The sequence below is a fragment of the Rhodococcus sp. 3258 genome (assembly GCF_031456475.1).
GTDB classification, from domain to species: Bacteria; Actinomycetota; Actinomycetes; order Mycobacteriales; family Mycobacteriaceae; genus Rhodococcoides; species Rhodococcoides fascians.
In genome coordinates this window covers 1,214,854-1,234,467 of sequence record NZ_JAVDUT010000001.1, presented here as the reverse complement: position 1 = coordinate 1,234,467, position 19,614 = coordinate 1,214,854, and the positions used below count along the sequence as shown (strand labels likewise).

General features: G+C 63.0%; 22 protein-coding genes. 15 read left to right on the top strand and 7 right to left on the bottom strand.

The genetic code is table 11. The annotated features are described in order from the left end of the window. Window positions 1–116 precede the first annotated feature (116 nt). From J2X62_RS05735 to J2X62_RS05710, 6 genes are all read left to right on the top strand, one after another. Window positions 117–1,058: a dihydrodipicolinate synthase family protein gene (locus tag J2X62_RS05735; protein ID WP_222096349.1), complete on the top strand. Its 942-nt coding sequence runs from the start codon at window positions 117–119 to the stop codon at window positions 1,056–1,058. Window positions 1,059–1,411: 353 nt separating this feature from the next. Then, window positions 1,412–2,590 (top strand): Nramp family divalent metal transporter, encoded by a 1,179-nt coding sequence (locus J2X62_RS05730; RefSeq protein WP_310179353.1) that lies wholly within the window; start codon window positions 1,412–1,414, stop codon window positions 2,588–2,590. A 200-nt stretch (window positions 2,591–2,790) separates the two neighbouring features. After that, window positions 2,791–3,264 (top strand): DIP1984 family protein, encoded by a 474-nt coding sequence (locus tag J2X62_RS05725; RefSeq protein WP_048318093.1) that lies wholly within the window; start codon window positions 2,791–2,793, stop codon window positions 3,262–3,264. Between the two features lie 258 nt (window positions 3,265–3,522). Beyond that, window positions 3,523–4,092, top strand: a complete 570-nt coding sequence (locus J2X62_RS05720) for a cysteine hydrolase family protein (RefSeq protein WP_310178453.1) — start codon at window positions 3,523–3,525, stop codon at window positions 4,090–4,092. Between the two features lie 26 nt (window positions 4,093–4,118). Next, window positions 4,119–4,562 (top strand): hypothetical protein, encoded by a 444-nt coding sequence (locus J2X62_RS05715; RefSeq protein ID WP_310178451.1) that lies wholly within the window; start codon window positions 4,119–4,121, stop codon window positions 4,560–4,562. 3 nt (window positions 4,563–4,565) lie between these two features. Further along, window positions 4,566–4,901 (top strand): hypothetical protein, encoded by a 336-nt coding sequence (locus J2X62_RS05710; protein WP_310178448.1) that lies wholly within the window; start codon window positions 4,566–4,568, stop codon window positions 4,899–4,901. Window positions 4,902–4,933: 32 nt separating this feature from the next. On the opposite strand, the gene J2X62_RS05705 is transcribed toward J2X62_RS05710, so the two are convergent. Beyond that, window positions 4,934–6,061: a citrate/2-methylcitrate synthase gene (locus tag J2X62_RS05705; RefSeq protein WP_230073034.1), complete on the bottom strand. Its 1,128-nt coding sequence runs from the start codon at window positions 6,059–6,061 to the stop codon at window positions 4,934–4,936. Window positions 6,062–6,149: 88 nt separating this feature from the next. Here J2X62_RS05705 and J2X62_RS05700 point away from each other — a divergent pair, with 88 nt between their 5' ends. Continuing rightward, entirely contained in the window at window positions 6,150–7,382 is a 1,233-nt protein-coding gene (locus J2X62_RS05700; RefSeq protein WP_230073033.1) for a citrate/2-methylcitrate synthase, read from the top strand. Here J2X62_RS05700 and J2X62_RS05695 read toward each other — a convergent pair. Continuing rightward, entirely contained in the window at window positions 7,369–7,989 is a 621-nt protein-coding gene (locus J2X62_RS05695) for a TetR/AcrR family transcriptional regulator (RefSeq protein ID WP_048317605.1), read from the bottom strand. The two genes, J2X62_RS05700 and J2X62_RS05695, sit on opposite strands and share 14 nt — an antisense overlap. Before the next feature lie 225 nt (window positions 7,990–8,214). On the opposite strand from J2X62_RS05695, the gene J2X62_RS05690 reads away from it, so the two are divergent. The 3 genes from J2X62_RS05690 to J2X62_RS05680 are packed head-to-tail and all read left to right on the top strand — an operon-like array spanning window position 8,215 to window position 11,662. Beyond that, a complete protein-coding gene (locus J2X62_RS05690) occupies window positions 8,215–9,339 on the top strand; it encodes a DUF5938 domain-containing protein (protein ID WP_027495546.1) in 1,125 nt (374 codons plus the stop codon). Between the two features lie 11 nt (window positions 9,340–9,350). Then, window positions 9,351–10,910, top strand: a complete 1,560-nt coding sequence (locus J2X62_RS05685; RefSeq protein ID WP_032392224.1) for an AMP-binding protein — start codon at window positions 9,351–9,353, stop codon at window positions 10,908–10,910. Next, complete coding sequence (locus J2X62_RS05680) at window positions 10,907–11,662, top strand: SDR family NAD(P)-dependent oxidoreductase (protein WP_310178443.1); 756 nt, start codon at window positions 10,907–10,909, stop codon at window positions 11,660–11,662. Before J2X62_RS05685 ends, J2X62_RS05680 begins: the two co-directional genes overlap by 4 nt. Window positions 11,663–11,678: 16 nt before the next feature. Here J2X62_RS05680 and J2X62_RS05675 read toward each other — a convergent pair whose 3' ends face one another. Both J2X62_RS05675 and J2X62_RS05670 read right to left on the bottom strand, forming a co-directional pair. Next, on the bottom strand, window positions 11,679–12,611 hold the full coding sequence (locus tag J2X62_RS05675) for a TIGR01777 family oxidoreductase (protein WP_094650997.1): 933 nt from the start codon (window positions 12,609–12,611) through the stop codon (window positions 11,679–11,681). Next, window positions 12,608–13,279, bottom strand: a complete 672-nt coding sequence (locus J2X62_RS05670) for a TetR/AcrR family transcriptional regulator (RefSeq protein WP_027495550.1) — start codon at window positions 13,277–13,279, stop codon at window positions 12,608–12,610. Before J2X62_RS05670 ends, J2X62_RS05675 begins: the two co-directional genes overlap by 4 nt. Before the next feature lie 100 nt (window positions 13,280–13,379). On the opposite strand from J2X62_RS05670, the gene J2X62_RS05665 reads away from it, so the two are divergent. Then, window positions 13,380–14,054 (top strand): class I SAM-dependent methyltransferase, encoded by a 675-nt coding sequence (locus J2X62_RS05665; RefSeq protein ID WP_032392228.1) that lies wholly within the window; start codon window positions 13,380–13,382, stop codon window positions 14,052–14,054. Between the two features lie 66 nt (window positions 14,055–14,120). Then, window positions 14,121–14,423 (top strand): helix-turn-helix domain-containing protein, encoded by a 303-nt coding sequence (locus J2X62_RS05660; RefSeq protein WP_032392229.1) that lies wholly within the window; start codon window positions 14,121–14,123, stop codon window positions 14,421–14,423. Here the strand turns inward: J2X62_RS05660 and J2X62_RS05655 are convergent. Further along, on the bottom strand, window positions 14,381–15,010 hold the full coding sequence (locus tag J2X62_RS05655) for a ClpP family protease (RefSeq protein WP_032392230.1): 630 nt from the start codon (window positions 15,008–15,010) through the stop codon (window positions 14,381–14,383). The genes J2X62_RS05660 and J2X62_RS05655 overlap by 43 nt on opposite strands. Beyond that, entirely contained in the window at window positions 15,007–15,615 is a 609-nt protein-coding gene (locus J2X62_RS05650; RefSeq protein ID WP_032383042.1) for a ClpP family protease, read from the bottom strand. The genes J2X62_RS05655 and J2X62_RS05650 overlap by 4 nt, the downstream gene beginning before the upstream one ends. A 98-nt stretch (window positions 15,616–15,713) precedes the next feature. Between J2X62_RS05650 and J2X62_RS05645 the strand changes: the two genes are divergently transcribed. Both J2X62_RS05645 and J2X62_RS05640 read left to right on the top strand, forming a co-directional pair. Beyond that, on the top strand, window positions 15,714–16,181 hold the full coding sequence (locus J2X62_RS05645; RefSeq protein ID WP_027495554.1) for an SRPBCC family protein: 468 nt from the start codon (window positions 15,714–15,716) through the stop codon (window positions 16,179–16,181). Between the two features lie 105 nt (window positions 16,182–16,286). Continuing rightward, window positions 16,287–16,736, top strand: a complete 450-nt coding sequence (locus J2X62_RS05640; protein WP_310178431.1) for a YdeI/OmpD-associated family protein — start codon at window positions 16,287–16,289, stop codon at window positions 16,734–16,736. A 38-nt stretch (window positions 16,737–16,774) separates the two neighbouring features. Here the strand turns inward: J2X62_RS05640 and J2X62_RS05635 are convergent, their stop codons facing one another. Continuing rightward, window positions 16,775–18,238: a PLP-dependent aminotransferase family protein gene (locus J2X62_RS05635; RefSeq protein WP_310178429.1), complete on the bottom strand. Its 1,464-nt coding sequence runs from the start codon at window positions 18,236–18,238 to the stop codon at window positions 16,775–16,777. Between the two features lie 315 nt (window positions 18,239–18,553). On the opposite strand from J2X62_RS05635, the gene J2X62_RS05630 reads away from it, so the two are divergent. Further along, on the top strand, window positions 18,554–19,501 hold the full coding sequence (locus J2X62_RS05630) for a helix-turn-helix domain-containing protein (protein WP_310178427.1): 948 nt from the start codon (window positions 18,554–18,556) through the stop codon (window positions 19,499–19,501). Window positions 19,502–19,614 lie beyond the last annotated feature (113 nt).

Genomic DNA, 19,614 nt, shown 5'->3' with positions numbered 1-19,614 from the left:
AGCCCTGTCACCTCCCGGCCGGAGAAGTGATGGTTGACACATCCGGGGTCGCGGGTTTAGCGTCATGCAAACGTTCCCGACAACGTTCCCAACCGCCTCTCGAAAAGGACGTCACCATGAATTCACTCGATCTCCGCGGACTCAGCCCGGCACCGATCACGCCCTTCACCCGCGACGGCGAGGTCGACTACGACGCGATCGCGCGCCTCGGGTCGTGGCTCGGCAGTGTCGACGGGGTCAAGAGCCTGGTCGTCCTCGGCCATGCAGGCGAGGGCACGTTCCTCACGCAGGCCGAGCAGGCCAAGGTCATCGGTGCGTTCCGCGATTCGGTGGACGGCAAGCTCCCGATCGTCGCCGGCATCACCGGTGAGGGCACAGCCGTATCGGTCGAGGAAGCCAAGCGTGCAGTCGACGCCGGTGCATCCGCCGGTCTGGTCTACCCGTCGCACGGATGGCTGCGTTTCGGATACCAGGACGGTGCGCCGCAGGACCGGTACAAGGCACTGTACGAAGGCTCGGGCTTGCCGCTCATCCTGTTCCAGTACCCCGACGTCACCAAGGCGACGTACAACCTCGACACCCAGCTCGAAATTGCCGCTCAGGAGGGCGTTTTCGCCACCAAGAACGGTGTCCGCAACATGCGTCGTTGGGATCGCGAGATTCCGGTGCTGCGCAAGGAGAACCCCGAACTGCAGATCCTCAGCTGCCACGACGAGTACCTGCTGCACACCATGTTCGACGTCGACGGCCTGCTGGTGGGGTACGGCGGCCTCGCACCCGAGCCGCTCGTCGAACTCATCGCGGCAGGCAAGGCCAAGGACTACCCGGCCGCGCGCGCCATTCACGACCGTCTGCTGCCCGTCACCGCGAACGTCTACCACCGCGGATCCCACATGGAAGGCACCGTCGCCCTCAAGGAAGGCCTCGTGCACCGCGGCATCCTCGAACACGCCACCGTGCGTTCACCACTGCTTCCGCTCGCTGCGGGTGCCCACGAGGAGATCGCAGCGGCACTCGATTCCGCGAACCTCGGCTCGGTAGTACCTGCGCTGGTCTGACCCGGTCGACGGTCACTCCCTACCCTCGGTGCCCTTCCGTAGTAGCCGCTACGGCCCGGAAGGGTACCGAGCACCACTTCTTTCGGCATGCATCACCGCACACGCGGACCGGGTCGAGTCCGTTCGGTTGGACTGCCGAGCTCTGCATCAGATCCACCCCACGTATTCGCCCCTTGCCACATCAGGCCGACAGCAGACGTGCGCCACGTCGCCGGCTCGAAAAGTGCTTCGAGAAAGGGCTCGCAATGAGTCAGCACCACGCAACACCGGTGGTACCGTCCGCAGCCGTGCGAACTTCGCAAACTCCCGCACCCCGCTCCGGCAAATGGAAAGCCTTCCTGAGCACCATCGCGATGGCCGGCCCCGCATTCATCGCCGGTGCATGGCAATTCGGCCCCGGCAACCTCGCCAGCGCCGTCGAAGCCGGCAGCAAGTACAGCTACAGCCTGATCTGGGTCATCGTGCTCTCGACGGTGTTCATGCTGGTGTACGCGGACATGAGTGTCCGGCTCGGCATTCGCACCCCGAAATCGATGATCAGCTCCGTCAAAGACGTCCTCGGCCAGAAGGTCGGTGTCGCTGCGGGATTCGGCGTCTTCATCATCACGCTGTGCTTCTCGGTGGGTAACGCCGTCGGCTCCGGCCTCGGGCTTTCGATGGTATTCGGCGGATCACCGCTGATCTGGTCGGCAGTGTGTACCGCATTCGTCGGCCTGATCCTGTTGTTCCGCAACGTCTATCGCACCGTCGAGCGCGTCCTGTTGGTCATCGTCGGACTCCTCGGTGCCACGTTCATCATCAGTGCCGTCATCTCCAAGCCCGATTGGTACGAAGCGGTCAGCGGTGTCGTCCCCAGCATCCCCCCGGGAGGAGCGCTCCTCGTCGTGGCCTTGGTGGGCACCAACTTCTCGCTCAACGCCGCCTTCTTCACCTCGTACGGCACCCACGAACGCGGCCGCACCCGCGCGCAGTACAAGCAGACGACCATCGCAGACACCATCCCCGGCATCATCGCTCCCGGAATCATGACGTCTCTGGTAATCATCGTCGCCGCGGCCGTGCTCGGTCGACAGAATGCAGAAGCGCAGACACTCGTCGGCCTCGCCAAGATTTTCGAGCCCATCGCCGGACCCGTCGGATCGACCATTTTTGCCCTCGGCCTGTCCGGTGCTGCCTTCTCGGCCATGGTCGCCAACGCAACCGCCGGCGGCACGATGCTCTCGGACGCACTCGGCAAGGGCCCGTCACCCAGCACAATGACCGCCAAACGCACCAGCGCGGCCATCCTTGCCTGGGGACTGGCCATCACGCTGATCTTCACCAAATCGCCTGTGCAGCTGATCATTATCGCGCAAGCATTGACCGTGCTGATCGCGCCGTTCCTCGGCTTCCTGCTCTACGTCATGAGCAACAATCGTGAGCTGATGGGCGATCTTCGAAACACCTGGTGGAAGAACATCATCGGCGGCCTCGGCTTCCTCTCCATCCTCTCGCTCTCCGGACTACTGATCTACGAACTCGCGACGCGATAATTCGACTGAAGTCCCGGGTGGATGCTCGACGAGCATCGACCCGGGGCGTTCCGATTTCCCAACCGGATCTTGAAAGCAGGCCTATCGCCGGCCACAGAACTGTGGTACTTCTTGAGTCATGAACACATTCGACACGTCGAAAGGCGCATGAGCGCCCGTAGCTATCCCACCTCCGGTTCCACTACACCGAGGTGCAGATCATGAAGCTTGCCGAGGCCCTCGCTGAACGAGGGGAACTGATCAAGCGCACCGAACATCTGAAGGTTCGGATTCTGGCGAACGCTCGCCATCAAGACGGTGAATCACCGGCTGAGGATGCAGCGATCTTGTTGTCCGAGTACAACTCTGCGCTCGATCGTCTCGAAGTTCTCATCCGTAGGATCAACCGAACCAACAGTGCTGCCGCGGTGCGGGATGGAACCATCACCGATGCGCTCGCGTCCCGCGACGTGCTGCGTATGCGACACAAGGCGATCTCTGCGGCCGCGGACGCAGCATCGGGACGCAACCAGGAGCACAGATACGGCCCACGTCAACTGAGGTCGGAATTGGTCTACGTCGCAGCTCTTCCGGTTGCCGAATTACGTTCTGCCGCAGATGATGTTGCCAAGCAGATTCGGTTGGTGGATTTGGAGATCCAACGCGTCAATTGGGAGTTCGACCTAGTCGAATAGCATGCCACATGCCGGGTAGTAGGTAGTTTTCGGTCGAGGCGAGCACGTACCGCGGGTCGGCGGTCTTCCGGCCCTTCTCCTGCGTGGTGAGCAGCGTTCCGAGCATTCACTCGGTCACAGTGCAGCTCAGTACAATTCACGCCGAACGGTGCACAGCATACCTTGCACTACCGTGTGCTGATCGAACGGAAACGAGGGTGGGTAAGGGGCCACCCAGCATGATGGTTTGCGCCTGTGTTCGCGACTAGTCTGGTCAGAATGACGGCTCTATCGATGTCCCTCAGCCGACCTGCACTTATCGTCGTCGATGTGCAGGCCGGTTTCGACGATTCGGAATTCTGGGGTCCGCGGGACAACCCGTCGTGCGAGGCCAATATTGCTCAGCTCGTTCAGTTCTGGCAATCCAGGGCTTGGCCGGTGGTATTCGTTCAGCACGATTCCGACAATCCACAGTCGCCGTTGTCGCCGACACAGGACGGGCATCGCTTCAAGGACATGCTCGACGGGACTCCGGATCTGCTCGTTCGCAAACGCGTCAATTCGAGCTTCTACGGAACTCCCGATCTGGACGCATGGCTACGCGGCGAGGACATCGACCAGGTGGTCATCTGCGGAATCACCACCAATCACTGTTGCGAGACCACCGCGAGGATGGCCGGGAATCTCGGCTACGACACCTACTTCGTCATAGACGCGACGCATACCTTCGATCGCGTCGCGCCCGACGGGACAGTCGTACCTGCCGCAACACTGTCTGCCATCACGGCCACCAACCTGCACGGCGAGTTCGCGACGGTGATCGAAACGAAAGACGTAACTTCCCACTGACGTCGCCCAATTTGATACCGTTCGGTATGGCCGATCGGGGAGCAGTAGCAGGGCTCGCGGGACCCATTGTGCTGCTGTATCTGGGGTACTTCCCGTCGGTGCCGACCCTCTCATCGCTGATCCACGGGATCTTCGACCCACGAATAGACTGGGCCGACACGGGTTTCGGTGAAGTGCTGCTGTTCTCGTTCCTGGTCGTGGGCGGTCTCGCTGCATGTGTTGCGGCAGTTCGCGGACTGGCCGACTCTCCGAGGTTCCCAGGAATCGTCGTCTCACCGGGGTCGTCGATCGGGCGGAAAGTCGACGCGGTGGTGGTGACACTCATTGCCTACGCCGTCGTTGTTCTGGTGTTCGTGACCGCTACCGGATCAGCCGGATTCCTGGTGCCGCTCATTGCGGCGTGGGCTTGCTCCAACACGATACGGAATTATCGCGAACTGATGAGTCGACGTCGAGCGTCCGCTACATAGCCCATGAACACAGTGCTGATACTGATGCTCATGCTGTGGTTCGTCGTGTTCGCGTACGCGGCATCCGTCGGATTCCGAGGCAGGGCAACGCATCCCGACTACTACGGTGCACGAGTGTCGGACACGGTGAAATCGACACCCCGACTGCGTGCACGAGCCAATCGATCGGTCGGAATCTGGTGCACGGTCAGTTCCGTGATGGCTGTGGTGCCAATCGTATGGATCGGCTCCGACTTTCATCGTGAAAGAACGACTTGGGAGCTGGCCGGTCTGGCTGCTTACGTCTTCGTCGTCGTGGTGGTCGGCGGTTACCCGTTGGAGAAGATCAAGAAGTCTTGAGTCCCTGCGGGACTCGAGGAAGTATGGCCGAATTACCGTTCCGGAACCTGCTCGGGGGCTGGGCCGTCGTAGCGAGCGATAGGACGGATGATTTTGGAGTCGTGTGACTGCTCAACTATGTTGGCGCACCACCCGACCATGCGACTGCAGGCGAAGGTCGGAGTGAACATCGAGCGCGGAATTCCGCACAGTTCCATGACAACGCCGGCGTAGTACTCGACATTCGCGTACAGCTTTCGATCCGGCTTCAGATCCGCGAGCGCGGCGGCGATGACCTTTTCGACCTGCACAGCCTTGTCGATGAGCTCCCCGCCCATCTCTTGCGCAGTCTCTCGCAGCATTACCGAACGAGGGTCATCGGTTCGATACACCGGATGGCCGAAGCCCATGATGCGTTTGCCTGCAGTTATTTTGGAGCGCGCCCATGCATCGGCGGAGTCGATGTCGGCAATCTCGTCCAACCCGTCGAGGGCGCGGTCGGGTGCGCCTCCGTGCAGTGGTCCGGCGAATGCTCCGATCGCCGCGCAGACGGCGGATGCGATGTCCGAACCTGTCGACGCAACCACCCGGGCTGTGAAGGTAGACGCGTTGAAACCGTGGTCGATCGTGGCCGTCAGGTATCGATCGACGGCACGGGCTCGAACGTCGTCCGGAACTTCCCCCGTGATCATGAACAGCCAATTCTGAGCCGTGGTCAGGTCTTCACGCGGAGGAATCGGTTCCAGTCCTGACCGAATTCGGTACACGGAAGCCAGGACGGTCGGTGTGACGGCGCACAGGCGAAGCGTCGTTCTGCGCTTCTCCGCCTCGGACGATTCGTACAGTGGTACGGCGTCTACCATCCCGGACAGCACAGTCCTCAAGGCCAGCAATGGTTGCGCTGGTCCCGAGCGCGCTACCGTCGCTACGGCCTCCGCGACGTCGTCGGGCAACGTTCGCAGAGGTGCGACAGTGCGCAGGAATTCAGCGCGCTCGGTACCGGTCGGGATTCGGCCCTCGACCATGAGGAACCAGGCGTCCTCGAAAGTCTTCGTCATCGCGAGGTCGATCGCCGAGTACTGGCGGTAGTGGTAGAAGCCTTCGTCTCCTCGAACGTCACCGATCGAGGTAGTGGTGACGACGACGTTGTGCAGCCCTTTAGGCGCTTCGAGAACAGTCATGGCGGACTCCTTTGTGCTGGTGAGTGCCTACGATCCGCGCTAATCTTGATTGTTGTCAATGTTGATCGAATCAATATGAAAGCTGAACATGACGCATGCCGACAGTCGAGGTGTCCTCACCACCGCTCAGGCCTCCGCCCGTCTCGGAGTGAAACCGGAAACGATTTACGCGTACGTCAGCCGAGGACTGCTGACCAGCAGTCGAGTACCCGGGGTGCGAGGAAGTGTGTTCGACATCGAAGAGGTCGAATTGCTGGCCGCACGTGATAATGCTCGACGCACCGATATCGGTGCGGTGGAGCGTATTCGGACGCGGACTACCCTGATCGAGGACGGATGCCTCTATTACCGTGGCCGGGACGCAGTCGAACTCAGTGCACGCCCATTCGAGTCGGTTGCGCACTTCGTGTGGACCGGCGAGTTGCTGGACAACGTTCAATTCGCGACCGATCCCGTTGTGGTGCAACGGTGTCGGGATACGATCGCGTTGATGTCACCGCGGTGCCGAGTAATGGATCAAATTCGTGTCGCCGTCGACATTGCAGCCAGCTATCGCCCGATGCGATTCGACACGGGCACGAAGGCCGTTGTTCGTGAGGCCGGTCAATTGCTTGCGACCGTCGCGGCTGCTCTCGGAGGTGAAGCCGTAACGGGCTCGATAGCCGAATCGGTCTGGTGCGCTACGAAGTCCGCATCGTCGGATCCAGGCGGGCTGAAGGTGCTGAACGCCGCTCTCGGGCTGACAGCCGACCACGGCCTTGCGGCGTCCACTCTCGGGGTACGTGTCGCAGCCAGCACTCGCGCGAATATCTACGCGGCCATCGCGGCAGGGCTCGGATGTATAGACGGGCCACTGCACGGCTCCGCCGCCGATCCCGTCTACAGATTCTTGATCACAGCGATAGATGACCCCATTGCCGCTCTCGCAACCCAATTGAGCTCCGGCGCGCGAGTGCCAGGTTTCGGTCACGTCGTGTACACGCACCGAGATCCCCGTGCGGAGGCGCTTCTGCGGTTGCTACGTGAACCGTCTCGAGGCGCAAATGCAGCTGTGATCGCTGCCGCGGATGTCATTGTCGACGAGGTCAGCGAACGGTTCGATACCTTCCCCAATCTGGATTTTGCGCTGGCTACGTTGGCGCACGCCTACGATCTCGATCCCGGGACGCCGGAGGCGGTATTCGCTCTCGCTCGCATCGTGGGCTGGACCGCCCACGCCTTGGAAGAATACGAAGAAGTACCCCTGCGCTTTCGAGTTCCTGGTATCTACACCGGGATTCGGCCGGGCACCACCGACGCGAGCCGTCCTACAACAGGGTGAACGCGGCCTTCAATTGCGCTCGGGCTGCGTCGACTTCGGATGTGTTGCCCGCCAGATGGTGCAGCAAGGCGCGTTGGAAGATCCCGTCGAGCAGGATGTAGGCGGAGGGGCGGTCGAGGGCGGATTCGGAGCCGCGTAGCTCGCAGTACTTCGTCACCACACGCCAGATCATGTCTTCGCGACGTTCCTCGATGTCCAGGACGTCGCCTCGAAAGGAACCGTCGAACAGGGCTTGGTTGCGGAGGTCGTACCAGAGTCGATGAATTCCGGCGTCCGCCACCAGGGTGGCGAAGTACTTCGTCTCGAAGTCCGCGTACAGGCCGGGGGCGTCGACGGCGTTGGCCACCACCTCGTCGTACCGGGTGACGCAGATGGCCTCGTACTGGCGAACTGCGTGGGTGATGAGGTCGAGCTTGTCGGTGAAGTAGTAGTGCAGAACGCCGTGCGAGTACTCGGAGTTCTGCGCGATCTCCCGCAACGAGGTGCGGGCGTACCCCAGCTCGGCCAGCGTGTGGAGCGTCGCCTCGGCCAGCTCGGTTCGCTTGGACTCGAACTTGTTGCGGGCGCGTTCTTCGATGCGCGCGCGCGGATCTACCGTCTGGGTCATGTTCGGTGTCCTTTCCGCGCGGCGTTTCGCTGATCAGTGTATGCCCGAGCCGTTGAAAACCGGATTTTGGGCAGTCGTCAAGAAAAACCTTGACGTGTGTACAAATTCTAACTTAGTGTGATCCGCAGCACACGTCAGAGGGGTGGATGCACACCTGCCTCCGGTGCTTCACGGCTCGATCAACCTCGGCCCGTCCGACGACGGCCGATCACGAGAGGACTCTTCATGCCAACCGACAAGCGCGTCGTCGTCTACGGGGCATCGGGATACACCGGGCGACTGATCTGCGAATACCTGCGCGAGTACAACATTCCCTTCCTGGCCGCCGGCCGCGACGAAAGCCGAGTCAAGGGCATCGTCGACGCCGTCCCAGGCGTCGAGACGGTCGAATACGATGTCGTCGAGGTCGAGCACACGGCTTCCGCACTGGCAGAAGCGTTTCGAGGAGCCGCGATCGTGCTCAACACGGTCGGTCCGTTCTCGCGGTTCGGACACGAGGTGGCGCAGGCATGCATCGAGATCGGTGCGCACTACACCGACACCACCGGTGAGCAGGACTGGATCATCGATGCCGAGAAGAAGTACGGCGCAGAATTCGCCGCCCGAAACATCGTTCTGACACCGGGTTTGGCGCAGATGTACAGCATCGGCGAGATCGCGGCCAACATCTGCCTCGAGACCCCGGGCCTCGACACCCTCGACATCGAGGTCTTCTGGAAGGGACATCCGACGGTCGCGTCGACCAACACCATCCTGACCAATGCCGCCTTCTCCAAGGCGTACTACCTCGAACAGAACGAGTACGTGGAATGGCCCGACGACGGGGTGTTCCAGGTGGTCGTGCCGGGCCAGCACGATCTGGGCTTGGCGCTGCCGTGGGGCGGTACGTCGCATCCGGTGTGGTTCAAGAACGATCCCCGAGTCGCGAACGCACGCGCCTACGGCGGGGTGATGAACAAGCCGCTCATGCTCGCCGTGCCTCAGATCATCGCCGGCGCAATGGCGCAGATGGAAGGCAAGACCGACGCCGAGAAGTACGACATCATCGATACGGTGTCGGCGTCGGTGCGCAGTGAGACACCGCCGCGGGAGAATCCCCGTATCAACACCTCCCTCGACTCGGTCTACGCATCGGGCCCACTCGGCCGCGTGCACACGGTGATTCACGGCAACTGCAACTACAAGCAGACCGCTCTGCTCAACGCATTCGCAGCGGCACACGTGTTGCAGGGGCCGCCCAAGAAGGTCGGATTCGCCTCGAGCTGCCAGGCGTTCGGACACCGCGAACTGCTCGGCGTGCTCCGCGCCTTCGGTCTGGTGCTCGACCCCGTCGTCACAGCACACAGCTGAGGACCCGGCCGATGCGGCTATCCGACTACCTCGACAAGGGCATGTCCCTGGGCCGAGATGCCCCCTGCCTCACCATGGCTGACACCACGAAGAGCTACGGCGAGGTGTACGACGACACGGTCTCCATCGCCGGAGCGTTGCAACACAACGGTATCGAGACCGGGGATCGTATTGCGGTGCTCTCCGGCAACGACCCTCTCGCCCTGACCTGCGTTTTCGCAATCTCCCGCGCAGGCGCAGTGTGGTGTCCGATCAATCCGCGAAACGAGGCCGACGAGAATCGACAACTGTTCGATCTGTTCGGGTGCCGACTCCTGTTCTTCCAGAAAGCATTCGCGGATCTGGTCGGCCGCATCAGAGACCAGCTGCCGCAACTGGAATGGCTGGTCTGCCTGGACGGCGACGTGCCGGGAGCACTGTCGTACGACCGATGGCTCGTCGAACACCGCTCGGACTCGGTCGTCGACAGGCGACCGGCCGACGGGCTCGCCATGATCGCCGGAACCGGCGGAACGACGGGAAAACCGAAGGGCGTCAGACTCACCGAAGAGAACATGATGACCTCGACGGCGACGGCACTGATGAGCTACCCGTTCGGGGACCGGCCCCGATACCTCGCACTGGCACCGTTGACCCATTCGGCGGGGGTACTGACATTCCCCATCCTGAGCCTGGGTGGCCACGTGGTCGTGATGCCGGCTCCGGACATCGGCCAGTTTCTCTCGCTCATCGAGCACCACCGGATCACGCACGCATTCTTGCCGCCGACGGTCGTCTACGGGGTACTCGACCACCCCGACCTCGACACGCGGGATCTGTTGTCGCTCCGATGCCTCTGGTACGGGGCTGCGCCGATGTCACCGACACGGTTGGAGGAGGCGCTGACCCGAATCGGGCCGGTGCTGGGGCAGCTCTTCGGGCAGACCGAGGCACCGAACATGATCGCGACGCTCGCACCGGCCGATCACTTCCGGAGTGACGGTTCCATCGCGGTCGAACGGTTGACCTCGGCGGGCAAGCCGACGCCACTGACGACGGTGGCGATCATGAACGAGGACGGCCGCCTGCTCGATCGCGAGGAGCGCGGCGAGATCGTGGTTCGAGGACCTCTCGTGATGCAGGGATATCACCAGAATCCCGACGCCACAGCCGAAGTCGGTGCGCATGGCTGGCACCACACCGGAGACATCGGGTATCTGGATCGGGCCGGTTACCTCTACGTCGTCGATCGTGCCAAGGACATGATCATCACCGGAGGATTCAACGTGTACTCGGCCGAGGTGGAACAGGCCCTGCTGTCGCATCCCTCGGTGAAGGAATGCGCAGTCGTCGGCCTTCCCGACGACAAGTGGGGTGAACGAGTCACGGCTGCAGTGCTTCTGCGCCCCGGTCGCGACGCGTCCCCCGAGGATCTGATCGCACACGTCAAGGCACGGATCGGGAGTGTCAAGGCTCCCAAAGAGATTCAGATATGGACCGATCTGCCCCGCTCGAAGGTGGGAAAGATCCTCAAGACCGAAGTACGCAGCACGATGTCTGCACCGTCACCAGCGAAGGGAAGCACAGTATGAGCGAGTTCGAGGGCAAACGAGTCTTCGTCACCGGGTCGGGTGCCGGAATCGGAAAAGCCATCTCCCGGATGTTCATCGAGCGGGGCGCGCGCGTCGTGGTCAGTGACATCGACGAAGGTGTCGCAGCGACGACGGCCCAGGAAATCGGTGCCGAAGGCACCGCCAACTGCGATGTCTCCGACGAGAGCCAGGTACAGGGAGCCGTCGCCGGCGCGGTCGAGATTCTGGGCGGACTGGACATCGTCGTCAACAACGCGGGCATCGAGGTCTCGTCTCCGTTGCTGCAGCAGTCCACCGAGAGTTTCGACAAGATCTACGCCGTCAATGTGCGCGGCACATTCCTGGTGATGAAAGCCGCGATCGGTGCGCTCGTCGAGTCGAAGGGCAACATCGTCAACATCGCATCGCTGGCCGGTGTCGGCGGCACGGCGCTGCTCGGGTCGTACTGCGCCACAAAGGCAGCCGTCATTCAGCTGACACGCGTCGCGGCCATCGAGATGCGTGCCGCAGGAGTACGCGTGAATGCGGTATGCCCCGGGTTCGCCGATACCGCCATGGTCGAACGACTCGTTCCGGACTTCGAAGCGGCAACTCAGATCCCGTTCGGTGATCTGGTCGCCGCCAAGCAGGGACGGCTGGGAACACCTGGGGACATCGCAGAAGTGACGCTGTTCCTGGCCTCGGACCGCGCAACATGGATCACGGGCAGTCACTACATTTTGGACGGCGGCCTCTCGGCGTCCCTGGTGTAGCGCTCGGTGCTCCCCGTCAGCCGAGTGCGACGGGGAGCAGGCCGGGTCGCGTCCGAGATGCGATGTCGGCCAACGCACCCTCCAACGTCGGGTATCGGAAGTCGAACCCGGTGTCGGTCAACACCTGCGGCTCGACCCACCGGCTCTTGAGGACCAGCTCGGGTTCGGTTCGGATCACCCGTGCGCCCAGCTTCAGCAGCCATGCCGGCGTCGCCAGTCCGTGATCGCGACCGAGAGCAGACCGAACCTGGTGCATCAGAACCTCGTTGGTCACCGGGAACGGTGTCGCCACGTTGACAGGTCCGACGATGTTCGAGGTGGCGTACAGATGGTCGAGAGTCCGAGCGACATCATCGACGTGAACCCAGCTGAACATCTGGCCACCATCACCCATGCGGCCACCCAACCCCACTCGAGCCAGATCGATGATCGGATTGATCGCCCCGCCGCCCGCGCCCAGCACGATCGACAACCGCAGTGCCACTCTGCGGATCGACACGTCGGCGTCGAACAGTTCGCGCTCCCACGACCTGGCCACCTCGACCGAGAAGCCCGATCCCAGTTCGCCGTTCCGTTCGCTCATCGACCTGTCGCGGGCATCGCGATAGATGGTTCCGGTGCTCGCGTTGACCCACAGCGCGGGCGGATTCTGTACTTGTGCCAAGGCAAGCCCGAGCTGGGCTGTGGTCTGAATTCGCGACGACATGATCGCGTCGGCGTTGGCCTTGTTGTAGCGACAGCTCACCGAGCGGCCGGCGAGGTTGACCACCAGATCGGACCCGTTCAGGACCTCGACGAGGCCGCGATGGTCGGACCATGGTGCATCGCTGGACGATCCGCGTCCGACCGTCCTGACGCCGATGCCGCGGTCCTCGTAGTAGCTGCGCAGATACCCGCCGATGTAGCCGGAGGCACCGCACAGGACGACGGTCGATGGTGAATCGGTCATTGGCTCAACCCTTCTGGAGAGGTCATTCGTTTCAGGAGACCGGCGACATCGGCTACCAGGCCGCGCGCAACCGGGAGTCGGGCGAGACGAACCGCCTTGGATACGACGGGCACGAGCCCGTCGACCAGAGTGCGGGTGCGAGCCTGGTTGTCGGACGAATCGGTGACCCAGTGCAGCGTGACGCCCATGTAGATCATCCAGAGCAGCAGCGGCAGTGCATCGTTCAGCGAAGCGGGTACCTTCTGCTTCGATGCATCCAACGTCGTGCGCATCAGATCGATGGCCATGGCTCTGGCGTCGGAGGATTCCTCGGAGAACGGACTGGAGCTGGACCTCGTCGGTAGCGCCAGCTGGAGGAACGCGCCGCCGAACGCGTGATACGGCGTCAGGACGTCCAAGCCGGAATGCAGAACCGCGGCCAGGTTCTCCGACAGCGACCCGCCCTGGGTGATGACCTGCTCCGCACGTTCGCGGTGATCGCGCTGGATCACCACGTACAACTCGTTGACCAGTTCGTCCTTGCCCGCGAAGTAGTAGTACGCATTGCCGAGCGACACGCCGGCCTCGTCGGCTATCCGGCGCATGGTGGTGGCCTGGAACCCCTCTTCGCGAAACAGCCGAAGAGCCACTTCGACCAGCTTGTCGCGCGTCTCGGATGTGCGGGCCATGCGGTCACCTCGTTTTCTGAACGTGTTCAAAAATGACGGTAGACCCATTTTTGAACATGTTCAAGCGCAATGGCCGGGGACCGACCTGGATACTCGACGCATGCTCAGACGAATGGGAACCTCGCTGATCGGAGGCAAGGGGGCTCAATGGGTACAAGCGCTGAACGCGCGGCATCCGTGGAGTCACAACGACTACTTCCACAGCTGGATTCTCGCCAACCTGCCGAGCCGACGACGCGAGGCACTCGACGTGGGTTGTGGCCGTGGCGGTCTCGTGCACTCTCTCGCACCGTATTTCGATCACGTCACCGGAGTCGACATCGACTCCGACATGCGCCGCCGCACAGGTCTTGCGTGCTCCGACGTCACCAATGTGGCCGTCACCGAACGCCAACTCGACTCGTGGGCGGACGAATCCGTCGATCTGATCACGATGATCGCCGTTCTCCACCACCTCGACATCGACGACACGCTTCGCCACGTCGAGCGTGTTCTCGCGCCGAACGGCCGGCTGCTCGTCGTGGGTATGGCTGCGCCACGAAGTCCCCGGGATCTGCTGTGGGACGCCGTATCCATCGTGACCAACCCGCTGATCGGCTTCGTCGGCCATCCCTGGCCGAGCCCAGCGGGAAAGCAGCCGGCACCCTTCCCGGTCAAGGACCCGGTGCTCAGTTTCGACGAAGTGAAGCGGTCGGTCGACGCGATACTGCCCGGGGCGACGATGCGACATCGCGTCGGATTCAGGCACACCATCGAATGGACGAAGCCTGGGTGATCGGAAGGTTCTCTGCTCTGAGCAGAATCGCCGACCCTCCATGGCATCGAGGCTTAGGCTCCGATCATGGGCGAGGTCATACGAATCGATGAGCGCCGAGCAGCACGCGCAGTGGAACCGCTGTGGCGTGAGGTGGTCGGCCGCCGGCTGCGCGAGCGCAGACACTCCCGCGGCGACACGCTCGCCGACACGGCGGCGCGCGCAGGGATTGCGCCGCAGTATCTTTCGGAGCTCGAACGCGGCCGCAAGGACCCGTCGAGTGAGATCCTTGCGGCTGTCGTCGGGGCACTCGGCACGTCGATGGCCGAAATTTCAGGTCTGGCGCATTACGACCTGTCCCGCGGCAATGCGACGTTGATGGCTGCCTGACGTCGTCCCTCGAGGACTTGGTCGACGAGGCCGTACTGCAGCGCCGACGGAGCCGTCAACACCAGGTCACGGTCGGTGTCGTGCCGAATCTTCGCGGCATCGCGTCCGGTGTGTTTCGCCAGAATCATCTCCATCTCGGCGCGTACCCGGACTATCTCGTCGGCAGCGAGAATGAGATCAGGAATGGTGCCTCGCCCTTGCCCCGCAGGCTGATGCAACACCACCCGGCTGTGCGTCAACGCCGAACGTCGACCCAGTGCACCTGCGGCGAGCAGCACCGCGCCGGCCGCCACTGCCTGCCCCACACATGTTGTGGCGACAGGGGATCCGATGAACTGCATCGTGTCGTAGATCGCCAACATGGCCGCAGTATCGCCGCCCTCGCAGTTGATGTACATCGAGATTTCCTGATCGGGCGAGTCGGCCTCGAGATGTAACAGCTGCGCGATCATCGCATTCGCAACACCGGCATCCAATGCGGTACCGAGGTACACGATGCGTTCGCTGAGCAGATGCGAATAGACGTCGACGACGCGTTCGCCGCGCGAATCACGGGTGACGACATTGGGAATGGTGTACGTACTCATCGGGCCATCTCCATCCCGAACGACACCCGACGCGCAGGCATGACCTGATCGAACGAACTGACGATGGCGTCGACGAACCCGTAGTCACGGGCGGCGTCTGCGGTGAACCAACGATCATGTAAGGAGTCGTCGAATATTTGCTCTCGTGTCTGCCCGGTGTCGTCGGCGATGAGGCCGAGCACCGTATCGCGGGTATGACGAAGATCGTTGGCCTGCACCTCCACTTCGACAGCAGAACCGCCGATGCCGGACGAGCCCTGGTGCATCAGAATCCGCGAATGCGGTAGCGCGTAGCGCTTTCCGTGTGTTCCCGACGACAGCAGGAATTGACCGGCGCTGCAGGCCAATCCGAGTGCCAACGTCGAGACGTCGCAGGGAATCAAATGCATCACGTCACGGATGGCGAGCATGGCAGGCACCGATCCGCCAGGGGAGTGAATCCACAGGGCGATATCGGCCGACGGATTCTCGGCCGCCATCGTCAACAGATGGGTGGTGAGGACGGTGCCGTTGTCGTCGTCGAGTGGGCCGTCGAGCACGAGGATTCGATGACGTAGGAGTCGGTCGCGCAGTTCGGGTGGGAACATTCGGGGTGTCTCGCTCATGGTTCGAGTGTGAACTCCAATAGCGCTGTGTGCCAACGATTCTGCTGTCGGCAGCGACGCTGCTCAGAGCTGCGCGACGCTCGAGGGACAATGGAGGCATGACCACACTCGAATTCTCCGATTCCGTCGTCGTCGCCGCATCGCCCGAGGATGTCTATGCCGTCGTATCCGACGTCACCCGAACAGGTGAATGGAGCCCGATCTGCCAGGAATGCTGGTGGAACGAACCCGACGGCGGCGGTGTGGGATCGACGTTCACCGGACGCAACGTCACTCCCGACCGCACCTGGGAAACGGTCTCGACCGTCGCAGCGGCCGAGCCCGGACGCGAATTCGCGTGGGTCGTCGGCGACAACTTCGTGCGCTGGGGATACACACTCGAACCGGTGGACGGCGGCACCCGACTGACCGAGAACTGGAACTTCCTGCCCGACGGCATCGCTCTCTTCCACCGCAAATTCGGAGACTCCGCGCAGGAGCAGATCGACACCCGCAGCAAGGCCGCGCTCGACGGCATTCCGCGCACCCTGGCGGCAATCAAGCGCATCATCGAATCGGAGTCCTGACAGGCAGGTGCGCTGGTTGTCCACTTTTCGCGTCGGCGCGCGGGATTCCCCCTGTCGACGCGAATTGTGGACACTCAGCCCTGTAGTCGCGCCTATTCTGTGCCGATGACGTCCACGGTTCTTCAACTGACCACGGTCCTCGAGCCTCGCGGCCCAGCGGCTGCGATCGTGCTGACCGACGCCCAGGTCGCGTCACTCGGCAGCACCAAGACGCCGCCGGTGCGGTTCACGATCGGTGGGCAGACGGTGGCAGGACGTATCGGGCGCATGGGCGGGGAGAACCTGCTGGGCCTGAACAAGAGTGTGCGCGCCGCGCTCGGAGTCGAGGCCGGCGACACCGTCGACGTGACCATCGAACTCGATGCCGAACCGCGCACCGTCGAGCTACCGGCCGAGCTCGCCACTGCCCTCGACGCCGACCCCGCGGTGCGCGCCGCATTCGACGCACTGTCTCCGTCGAAGAGAAAAGAACACGCACGATCGGTCGCCGACGCCAAGCGCGCCGACACCCGTGACCGTCGCATCGCGTCGATCGTCGAGGCTCTTCGGCACTGACGTACTACCCGGCTTGAGGGCGCGGGTGCCCGCGTCGATCAGACCACGGTCGCGGGCCTGTTCGATGCGACGACCTCCGTCGGCCTGCCCGTCGCAGACAGGCGCGCGAGAATATCTACAGCGGACGTGATGTCGGGAAGTGAACGAGTGAAGGGAATTCGTTGACGGTCGTCGAAGGCATATCCCGTCCCGAACCGTAGTCCGGGTGCCAACAGCACGCCGTGCGACTGAGCTTCGGCGACAAGGGCACTGGATCGAAGACCGTCGGGCAGGAAACACCACAATGCGAGCCCGCCGTCCGGAACGCGAAAGTGCCAATCGGGCAATCGATCTCGTATCAGAGCAACGGTGTGATCACGTGCGACTCTCGATATGTCGGCGCGCACTCGGCGTACCTCGTCGTATTTGCCCATCAACTCGACCGCAGCGAGTTGATCGAGAATGGACGTCGAGAGTTGGCGTCGCGCATAGGTGGCGGCAATTCTCGCCAGTAGCCCTGCCTCGGCGCGAACCCACCCGACTCGCAGCCCACCCCACACCGTCTTGCTCGTCGACCCGATCGTCACCGTCGCACTATCCGGCGTTGCTGCCCCGAAGGGTTCGATGTCGGGCGACCCGTCGAGGGACAGGTCCGCTGCTACCTCGTCGACGATGGTCAGTACTGCGTGGCGGTGCATCGTCGCGGACAGCTGTCGGCGGGTGCCGAGGGGGAGTCGAGCTCCCGATGGATTGGAGAAGTCGGGCATGAAATAGGCCAGGGTCGGTGCGCTTTGACGTGCGGCCCGGTCTGCGGCCGGCACGAACGCCTCGGTCTCGTCCGGGTCGATGGGCACCGGGATGCATCGGCCGCCGAGTGAGTGGACGAGTTCGACGACACCCGGATACGTCGGGTGCTCGACCAATACGCGGGCACCCGGCTCGGTGAATGTCGCCAACACCGCATGGATGGCGTCGGTGGCACCGGAGGTGACGAGGATGTTCTCGGCCGTGGTCGACACTCCGCGCCCCCGGTAGTAGGAGGCGATCGATTCGCGGAGCTCGAACAGCCCGAGTGGGGCATAGCCGCCGGACGCGAATCGGCCCTGAATCCTTTCGGCCGCGGTTCTGTACGCATCGGCCAGCAGGGGAGAAGCCGACGGTGACGCGTTGACCAATTCCACTGTCGCACTGTCACGGTCGCCGGCGAGGGAACTCCACGCCGGCATCGACCCCGTCGGGGAAACGTATGTGCCCGAGCCCCGTTGGGCGCTGATCCAGCCACCTTCACGGAGGTGGCGATAGGCCGACGCCACCGTGACCCGACTGACGTCCAGACTGATCGAGAGTGCCCGCTCGGCGGGTAGCCGCGTCTGAGCCGACACCTCGCCGTTCTCGATCAGCCGCCGCAACTCGTCGGCGATCTCGAGATAGAGCGGACCACCGGATCTGTTGCGCAGCGTCGACGGGCCGATACGTGCTGCCAACTCCGGGGCCGAGATCGCGGTGGCGTCGAACGAGTCCATGCAGTCCACTGTCGCACACTGGACTGAACTATTCACGGTAAAACCAGTCCATTGTTGTCGCATGATCGCAATTGGAGCTGTATTGGCCTTGTCTTTGGTCGGCGCGGGATGGACTGTGGTCGCCCTGCGGGAGGGAGGGAGAAGCGCGCCTGCTGGTCCGCCGCGAAGTCGTATCGATGTCGACTGAGCTCACCGCCCACTATTCGACTCCAACCACGGGATTCCGCCTTCGCCTTCGAATTGTGGACACTGAGCGCACCACCCTCGACCGCAAATCGCCGACGCAACCGTCGTACGCGGAGGACAATCGAGCCCATGCCCGTTCCCGTCGAGTTCTCCACCCTCGATCTTCCGCTCGAGGAGCGGATCGAGCGCTGGGAGGGACACAACGCGGACCTACTCATCGGGCTGCGGTGCCGCATGCTGGAGGTCGAGCAACTGGAGGCGACGGGTACCAATCTTCGACTCGATTCGGTCGACCTGGCTCGGGTCATCGGAACTTCGCACGTGGTCGAGCGCGACGCCGAACTGATCAGACAGCAGCCGTCGGATTCGGTGATGATGTACTTCAGCCTCGTCGGCGATGCGTTCTTCTACTCCGCGGACGGCATTCGCTCCGTCGGCCCGGGGCAAGGGCTGGTGTTCGACGCAGACCGGGCGTTCATGCGCGGCTTCTCGCACGGCCTCGAGGAGTTGGTGCTGAAGCTCCCGCGGTCGGTGTTCGCGGATGTAACGGGAGCGGCTGTGCCGTCGGAACCCACGGTGCTCGACTTCTCGCCGAACGGAAACGTGCACGCCGCAGCACTAGCCCGACAGGTAGGGCGGGCCACCAGTCGACGCGACCCGACACCGCCGGACGAGCGCGCGATCCTCGAACTCGTCTCGGTGCTGACCACCGGTGCTCGCGCAGACCTGAACTCGGCCCATCGAGCGGCGGCGCGATCGTTCATCGAACAGCGACTGTCCGACGCGTCGCTGTCCGCCGCGCAGGTGGCACGTGCGGTCGGAATCAGTGCCCGGCACCTGTCCCGGGTGTTCGCCGACGACGGCACCAGCGTGCCCAAGTACATCCTCGAACGTCGGCTCGAGCGGGCCCATGCGCAGCTCACCGGCAAGTTCGACGCATCAATGACGGTCGCCGATATCGCTCTTTCGTGCGGATTCACTTCGGCCACTTACTTTTCGCGGTCGTTCGTCGCGAGATTCGGCCGTCGCGCATCCGATGTCCGACGCGATGCCGTGATCACCAGGGCAGCCGGGTGAGACCCGAAAAAATGGCCATGTCTGTCGATTTGCGCCGACGTCGCCGGCATTCGGGTAATCCCGATACGTGATGCAGGACACTCGGTCGTAGGGCCCGAGACCAGAGTCGGGCA